The sequence below is a fragment of the Moorena sp. SIO1G6 genome (genome assembly GCF_010672795.1).
Taxonomy (GTDB): domain Bacteria; phylum Cyanobacteriota; class Cyanobacteriia; order Cyanobacteriales; family Coleofasciculaceae; genus Moorena; species Moorena producens.
Genome location: NZ_JAAHFZ010000115.1, coordinates 1 through 7782, shown reverse-complemented (window position 1 = coordinate 7782; position 7782 = coordinate 1). Strand labels below are relative to the sequence as shown.

At 47.0% G+C, this 7782-nt stretch carries 5 protein-coding genes and 2 pseudogenes; 4 read left to right on the top strand and 3 right to left on the bottom strand.

Features of this window, described 5'->3' with window-relative positions:
* The 3 genes and pseudogenes from F6K63_RS37545 to F6K63_RS35895 form a co-directional block, all read left to right on the top strand.
* Window positions 1-144: pseudogene (locus F6K63_RS37545) on the top strand (hypothetical protein); the annotation flags it as partial.
* 337 nt (window positions 145-481) lie between these two features.
* The gene (locus F6K63_RS35900) at window positions 482-2713 is read left to right on the top strand and encodes a protein kinase domain-containing protein (RefSeq protein WP_287314872.1); all 2232 of its coding nucleotides are present in this window, start codon (window positions 482-484) and stop codon (window positions 2711-2713) included.
* Window positions 2714-3431: 718 nt separating this feature from the next.
* Entirely contained in the window at window positions 3432-3671 is a 240-nt protein-coding gene (locus tag F6K63_RS35895; protein WP_008190671.1) for a hypothetical protein, read from the top strand.
* 773 nt (window positions 3672-4444) lie between these two features.
* On the opposite strand, the pseudogene F6K63_RS35890 reads toward F6K63_RS35895, so the two are convergent.
* Window positions 4445-5351: pseudogene (locus F6K63_RS35890) on the bottom strand (IS630 family transposase).
* 196 nt (window positions 5352-5547) lie between these two features.
* On the opposite strand from F6K63_RS35890, the gene F6K63_RS35885 reads away from it, so the two are divergent.
* A complete protein-coding gene (locus F6K63_RS35885; protein ID WP_008190683.1) occupies window positions 5548-5781 on the top strand; it encodes a hypothetical protein in 234 nt (77 codons plus the stop codon).
* 183 nt (window positions 5782-5964) lie between these two features.
* Here the strand turns inward: F6K63_RS35885 and F6K63_RS35880 are convergent, their stop codons facing one another.
* Window positions 5965-6324 carry a hypothetical protein gene (locus F6K63_RS35880; protein WP_131827102.1) on the bottom strand — a complete coding sequence of 120 codons (360 nt, stop codon included), beginning with the start codon at window positions 6322-6324 and terminating at the stop codon, window positions 5965-5967.
* 283 nt (window positions 6325-6607) lie between these two features.
* Complete coding sequence (locus tag F6K63_RS35875; protein WP_165691849.1) at window positions 6608-6853, bottom strand: hypothetical protein; 246 nt, start codon at window positions 6851-6853, stop codon at window positions 6608-6610.
* Between the last annotated feature and the right edge of the window lie 929 nt (window positions 6854-7782).

Genomic DNA, 7782 nt, shown 5'->3' with positions numbered 1-7782 from the left:
CGGTCAGCGGTCAGCGGTCAGCGGTCAGCGGTCAGCGGTCAGCGGTCAGCGGTCAGCGGTCAGCGGTCAGCGGTCAGCGGTCAGCGGTCAGCGGTCAGCGGTCAGCGGTCAGCGGTCAGCGGTCAGCCTAATGCAGATAGCTGATAGCTGATAGCCTAATGCTGATAGCCTTTAGCCTAATGCTGATAGCTGATAGCCTTTAGCCTAATGCTGATAGCTGATAGCCTTTAGCCTAATGCTGATAGCTGATAGCTGATAGCTGATAGCCTAATGCTGATAGCTGATAGCCTTTAGCCTAATGCTGATAGCTGATAGCTGATAGCTGATAGCTGATAGCATACATATAATCAGAAGATAAATTGTCACAGTCCTGGTCAATAATACCGATCAGCGTATGTTAAACATGAGACAGTTAGCAACCCGCCCCCTTGGTGCGGAGTTTTAAACTTCCTTTTTGTGAAATCTTAGGCACATCAATCCTATGTTAGGCAAGTTACTGGACGGGCGTTACCAAGTGACTCAAGTCCTCGGTTCCGGGGGATTTGGCAAAACCTATTTAGCCAAGGACACGAAGCGTCCAGGTAACCCAAGCTGTGTTGTTAAGCAACTTCAGCCTCCCAATGGCTCTCAGACATTTTTAGAAACTGCTCGACGCCTATTTAGTAGGGAAGCTGAAACCCTTGAAAAGCTGGGAAATCATGACCAAATTCCTCGGCTACTTGCCTACTTTGAAGAAGACCATGAGTTTTACTTGGTGCAACAGTTCATCGAAGGGCATCTCTTGAGCCAAGAGTTGTCCCCTGGTCACCGATGGCAGGAAAAACAGGTGATTGCGCTATTGCAGGAAGTCTTAGGTATTTTGGAATTTGTCCACCGTCACGGTGTGATTCATCGCGATATTAAGCCCGATAACCTGATCCGACGCACGGCAGATCAAAAGTTAGTCTTGGTGGACTTTGGTGCAGTTAAGCAAGTTCAAACTGATTTGGTTAGTGCCTATAGACAAACTCACCATACTGTGGTAGTAGGCACTCCAGGCTATATGTCCAGTGAGCAGGCTTTGGGTCAGCCCTGTCCTAGCAGTGATATTTATGCCCTAGGGATTATTGGGATTCAGGCATTAACTGGAATGTTACCAGATCAGTTTCAGGAAGACCTCAAAACTGGTGAAGTTAACTGGCAATCCCTGGTGTCAGTGAGTTTAGGATTGGCGAATGTCCTTACTAAAATGGTTCGCTACCAAGTCAAAGACCGTTACCAGTCGGCATCGCAGGTTTTACGAGACTTACAGAAATTGAGTACTAATTCAAAACCGTACTCCATCAATTCCCCGACCTACTACTCAATTCACAATATCCCCACAGTTGAAGAAAACTTCCCACCGGAGCAATTATCAAAGCCGTTCTCAGAGCAAAAAACTTGGGATGCAAATGCCGATAGAGGTTCTACTCCAAATAAACCAGCACCAACTCCCTTGCCTCCAACTAAGGCGGATAGATCGGATAATTTGTCTCTGATCATTGGCACTGGCATTGCCTTAGTTACTTCCTCGATAGCTGGTATGATCTACTCGATGCGTTCTAGCTCTTGGTCACCACCTAAAATAGTAAAACCAATTGCTCCTAGGAGTACACCCAATCACCGTTCAGATCCGGTGGTATATGAGCCACCAGCCCCAGCTGCCCCAGGTAATTGCCAGGTGACAGGTAATCCGTTCGCGAATGTGCGCTCCGAGCCTAACGGGTCAAAAGTTGGTCAGCTGAATCAGGGAACCAGTCTAGTTCTAACTGGTAGTGGACAACCTGGCTGGGTAGAAATTAGTTCACCGGTTACCGGGTGGGTGTTTACAAATTTGACTGACTGCGCACCAACGGTTGATCCAGTGGTGGCAACTGCTCCCAAGAGAAATGTTCCTAAGAGAAACGTTCCTAAGCAAAAAGTTTACCCAAAACCAAAACCTGTCGTCAGGAGGGCTCCATCGCCACCACAGACCCGTCAGCCAATACCAGCACAACCGGTAGATAATGGCTCACTAATTTTGGCAAGGGCAGTGGACAAGTATCAGGCAGGAAATATCAAGGGGGCAATTGCGATCGCACAAGAGGTTCTGCCTAGTAGTCCCGCTTTCAATGGTGCCCAAACCAAAATTGACCAATGGCATAATGAATGGGTATCCTTTGAACGCAAATTTGATCAGATTCAACAAGCCTATGAACAGGGTCGATGGGTTGATGTGTTGAACTATGCTCAGAACAGCAATTTGCCAGCACGAGGCCATTGGCGTAAGAAGTTAAATCGAATCGTTGATCAAGCTCGGCAGCAACAAGCCGCATTAGAAGCAAAAAGAAAGCAACTGGCGGTACAGAATCAAATTGGCTCTAGAGCAAACCAGAGAATTCAAAACAATTCACAGCCTGCTTCACGACCGGTTTCTATTGCTGCACCATTGCCTAAACAGCCAGTGGTTACCGGTCAGAAAACTACTGCACCACCACCGTCTCAATCTACTAAAATCAAATATTACGTGATACTCAACGACGGCAGTGCTAGTGGTTTAGCAAAAGCCAGGAAAATTGTACCTGGTGCTTTTTTGGGTCGATTCCCACAAGGTACGAGAATTCAGATGGGAGCATTCAAAAATGAAGCCAAGGCCAATGCTTTTGCTAACCAACTACGTCAACAAGGAATGTCTGCTTCGATCTATAGACCTTAATCTTTTTGTTGAACGCGCAGTGTGGCCTTTTGGCCAAGGTTAACCGGTTACCCTCGATGGGTTGATTTAGTATGGGTCGGGACTAGGGAACCTACAACTCTAGTTTGCTGACGAATCAGCACCGGCGAGATTCGACTGGAACGAGCTTCGCAACCCAGACAAGCACCCCCATCTTCTCATTCTGAGCGAGACGGGTGCTGGAAAGACTTGGCTCGGCGCATGGGTGGCTGACTGGATTGGGCTTGGATAAGACCTGAAAGTGATTTATACGAAGCGCAAGGGCGACCAATGGCAGGGAATGCCAGTGGTGGGTGGGGATCGGAAGTGATTTTGAGGCGATTGAGGATTAATTTCAGTCCCAGCTCGCAACCATGATCGAGCGGTGTAAAAATTTGGATGAGGTTGAGGAGCTGCCCCATTTGGTTAGATGCGTGGATGAATTGCGTGCGATCGCAGAAAAAATCGAAGGCGAGACAGGATACCAAAGGTTGATTTAAGGGGCTATTCACCTACACCAAGCCGATCATATAGGATGCATGAGAAACAAGCATGAGATTGATTCTTCATGCCCTTTGGAAAGCAAGTCAGGATGCAGGGGTTTGAGGGCATTAGAGACTGCTGAGATAACCTCACTATTATTCGACTTGGAAAGAAGGCAGTTGACCATGCTAAGGGGCTGTTAAAAAATGGGGTAATCACTGAGCCAGACTTCCAATGGTTGCATAATCAATATCGTCCCGTTACGGTAAATGATACCCTAGCTGAGTACCCGCGTCCTGAGAATTGGCAGCCTACAGGTAATTATATTTCTGTCAGCAACTCTGCAAAGAATGACAGCTTCAACGACATTTTTGGACAATTCAGCAACTCTTCCGGTGGTGGGGGTGCGGAAGACTCGGATGGCAATCCGGAAGACTCTGACCCGGAAGCGGAAGACAGCCGGAAGACCTATGGGTAGGGAGCGGAAGACGATTTCGCCCGGTTTGAGGCTTTGCTGGATAACCCCCCGGATGAGCCGCTATTTGATACCCTCGATCGCAACGGAAGACTCTTCCTGCTGAGGGTGATGTTATACCAAATCCTGTTCCCATACCCCCCTTATCTGCATAGACCTAGATTTCTGGCATAAACTGGCATAAAAAGATTTGGTCGATTTTTATCAAGGGGTTTTGACAACCGGATTTGGTATTATACCGAAATCTGGGCATCCAGGAAACTATTCGTGGGTGCATCTCAAAGTTGTAAATCTATCACTGAGGGAACTGTAGAAGTTTTTTAGCCTTCAATGGTCGTATTTTTGCAAAAGTGAGATGCACCCCTATTCGTTTAGCTTGGGGGCATAAAGCTGGTGGTAGGAATTATATCAAGTATAAAGCGGCGAGAGAAATGCTAGAGCGGATGATAGAAGAGTTAAATGAGCAGGGATTTAATGCTGAGAATAATTTGGGGTTTGATTCTTAATTTTACTTTAGACAAAATCAAGGAAACATTAACACCGAGCCAGAGAAAAGAAGTAGTCTAAGGTGTGATCAGACGATCGAACGGGAGTTACCCCGTGGGGGTAACTCCCGGTAGAAAAGAATAAGGGAATTTCCGCACTTTTGGAATTAATCGAAGATTTCCGCGACTAACCATCTCAATCTCCCGATTCATCTCCTTGATGGCAGCGGTGGCGAGACTTTGATAAGGAGTTAAAGGAAATAGGATTTTATATAGCAACAGCCAGGTTGGTTAGGACGCTAAAGTGAGGACGTGCTCCATAGCCTCTCGCAGTGTTTCAAAATGCTCTAGTTGCAAGCGAGGTGCGGCTTTTTAGCCATGACCAGCATTTTTCAATCCGGTTCAAGTCTGGTGAATAGGGTGGGTTTGTACCACACCTGACAACCTGCAGCCCGAACCAGTTGCTCAATACGTCCACCTTTATCAAAGGTGGCATTGTCAATCACCAGTTTCTGCCCTGGTCTCAAGGTGGGAATCAAGCACGTTTCGTTCCCAAGTTTCAAATACCTCTCGATTACAATAGCATTCAATAGTGAAAGGTGCTAACAACTGTTGGCCACAAAGTGCAGCAATCATGTTGACTCGACCTTTTCTGCGACCGGACTTCAGGTCATGAAAGCGCTCTCCTTTAGGACTGTAACCATAGCCATAATCGTCTCGATGATCCATACCTGACTCATCGGCATAAACAATCTGTTCATATCTTTTGGGTGGCTAGCTGTTCAACAAAGGCTTGGCGTAATTGTTCATCTCTTTCACGGTAGCCGTAAGTCTTTTTTTTCGCGTAAACCCAATTTTCTTCAAGGCACGTGATATTGTGCGTTCGCGAAGCGTCGGGCAAAGCCCGAATCGCTGATCTCTCCATCCCATAACTCAGCCATCTCCACCTGGGTTTTGTCACCATGGGTTTCGGCATTGGCTCGAAACTTCTCCGAGTCAGTGATCTTGTTATTCAAGCCTCGGTGCTCCCTGACTTTGGTTCGTTTGTCCCCCGTCTGTTGCTTTACGCCGTAACCACAAATTAATGGTGTTGCGGCTAATGTTAAAATACTCACTGGCTACGAGAGCGCTTCATGCCATTGAGTTCGATCGCCTGAATTACTTTTTGGCGCAGGTCGTAGCTGTAAGGTTTGGGCATGACAGAAATCGGACGATAAGTGGAAGGGCTTTTCTATTCTATGTCCTAACTATGATGGCGACTGCTATAATTTGTAGGCGTAGGTGTTTTTGGAGCCAAGTTCGGGAAACCCATCCTCACGAAGATGAAATTTAAATTTACAAAGATGAAAACAATCGATAAGATTTAAACATAAAGCGTTTTACTATTTGACCGCATGGCTAGCATATTTGTGGGAGCTAGAATCCCTCCATGCCTTCATGAAAAGTTTTCAGACTACATAACTAAAGTTGATGTTACTAAGTCTGAGGTGTTGACCGCTGCACTGGCGCAGTATTTAGGCGCAACAGCCGATGTGCCTTTGAGTCAAAGGGTGGCCGGGGTAGAGTTGAAGGTCGAGGAGCTTCAAAGGAAGTTTGCGGTATTTGAAGCAAGGGTGTGTGCCAAGTAAACATTACAATTTTTGAGTCTTATGCATTTTAGAGATACACTGGATATTCTGCTTGAGAGGAAGTGGTACGATGAAATGAGGGAATCTAAACCAGAACTAAGAACAAGGGAATCTAAACCAGAACTAAGAACAAAAGAAACTAAGTTTGGAATGAAGTTGGATTCAACTGAAATTTCTCTTAGTTTAGGTATCTTTGGTATTAAGTGGAAGTTCTCTCACAAGAAATGATAGGTAAAACACCTGGTTGACTGACAAAAGTTCTCCCCGGAAGTCTTCAAACCTAGATGGGGTAGCCGAAGGGGGGAATTGACAACAGGCAGAGGGAGCCAGCATTCTCAAGATAGATACCACTAATAGCTGGTGTTCTAAATCGCACTGGCCTTGAGTGAGGATGGAGGCGATAGTAATGAGCATCGAACGAACGTTGCCTTGAGAACTAGGACTCAGAGAGTTGAGGCAGCTCCAGACAGGATTATTCGCCATTGGAAGAGGCTGTTTGAGCCGGAGGTCGGAAGGTGTAAAGAGTTGATGTGAGGGAGTCATTTTTCTTTTGAGGATCGATTCAAGCTAGGGAAGGTCTCACTAATGTGATTAGGACGGGTTAGGGTAACTGCGTCGGCGATCGCAAGGGTCAGTTCCCCGGCGCACGGCTAGTACAAACATGAGCGATGCCGGGGTCTACTGCCAGGGATTCATAAAATTTTAGGTCATTTTCGATGGCAGTGCGCCCATCCATCTTGGGTTCGTGTCACCGGACGCCACCTCACCTTAAAACCCAAGCATGTCTTGACTTACAGCCAATTAATCCCCTCTTTAAGGCGTGCTTTCAAATATATGTTACGCTTACGTCCAAAGGTTTCAGGAATAACGCCCCAATTAGGGGACAAATAGGGCATCCTTTGGAGATGCCCTCAGTTAGATCTAGATAGTTACCCCCATCCGACACATAGCGACGCAAATAACCCCATAACAAACACAATACCGCATCATCACAGACATATTTCCCCACAATGTCCATCAAAAAAGAATGATTGATACTCGCGTAATAGCTCTCCGTTTTGCTGCGACACATCACTTACACAGTTAATCCACCTGTAGGGGCACATGACATGTGCCCCTACTATTTATAGCGTTTGCTAGGCTTTGGTAAGCAATTGTGCGTAAGTGCGTCAGAGAAATTGACTAGGTACGTAGCAAAAACGGGAACCAATAGAAGGACAAAGCAAACGGCGTTGCTGAATCAAGGAATGAATGCGCGGACATCTGGTTTTGGTCAAGCCTCCGTTGGTCCCCCAAGGGAGGGCGTGTTTACCAAAGGTTAGCGCCAGATGATGATCCCCCCCAGCCCCCCGCGCGGAAGGGGGGAGCCATTCTCACAGTCCCCCTTTTTTAAGGGGGATTTAGGGGGATCTCCCTTAATAAGGGGGGAGCCATTCTCACAGTCCCCCTTTTTTAAGGATTTAGGGGGATTTCCGAGTTTTCCGCCAGATGATGATCCCCCCAGCCCCCCGCGCGGAAGGGGGGAGCCATTCTCACAGTCCCCCTTTTTTAAGGATTTAGGGGGATTTCCGAGTTTTCCGCCAGATGATGATCCCCCCCAGCCCCCCGCGCGGAAGGGGGGAGCCATTCTCACAGTCCCCCTTTTTTAAGGATTTAGGGGGATTTCCGAGTTTTCCGCCAGATGATGATCCCCCCCAGCCCCCCGCGCGGAAGGGTGGAGCCATTCTCAAAGTCCCCCTTTTTTAAGGATTTAGGCGTGTTTTAAAATTTTTCCGCCAGATGATGATCCCCCCCAGCCCCCCGCGCGGAAGGGGGGAGCCATACTCGAAGTCCTTAATAAGGTGGGAGCCATCTCAAAGTCCCCCTTTTTTAAGCTATGCTTTATAAACATCTTTCTTAACATAAAACTTGACAAAAAGAGTCAAGTGTGTGTTCTTGCTAGAATCGCCTCTGGCATCTATTATCACAAATATGGAACAATGGATATTGAAAGAGCTAGGA